Annotated in this window: 1 protein-coding gene; it reads left to right on the forward strand. The window is 56.5% G+C overall.

Translation table 11 applies throughout. The features are described 5' to 3' along the window. Positions 1–57 precede the first annotated feature (57 nt). Positions 58–322: adenosylhomocysteinase (locus SB816_RS30560; RefSeq protein ID WP_410548060.1), on the forward strand; the 265-nt coding region annotated here is incomplete at its 3' end.

Raw genomic sequence — 322 nt, forward strand, 5'->3', positions numbered from 1 at the left:
GCTGCTACGTTTAAAAGCCGGGCTGACAGGCACGGCATTTCTGATCTGGAGAACCTCATGAGCCTTGAGAAGGACTACATCGTCGCCGATATCAACCTTGCCGCATTCGGCCGCAAGGAATTGGACATCGCCGAAACCGAAATGCCTGGCCTGATGTCCTGCCGCAAAGAATTCGGCGAGAGCAAGCCCCTGAAGGGCGCACGCATCACCGGTTCTCTTCACATGACGATCCAGACCGGCGTTCTGATCGAGACGCTCAAGGAACTCGGCGCGGATATCCGCTGGGCATCCTGCAACATTTTCTCGACGCAGGATCATGCAG

The organism is Achromobacter sp. SIMBA_011 (genome assembly GCF_046535435.1).
In the GTDB taxonomy this organism is placed as follows: Bacteria; Pseudomonadota; Gammaproteobacteria; order Burkholderiales; family Burkholderiaceae_B; genus Achromobacter; species Achromobacter dolens.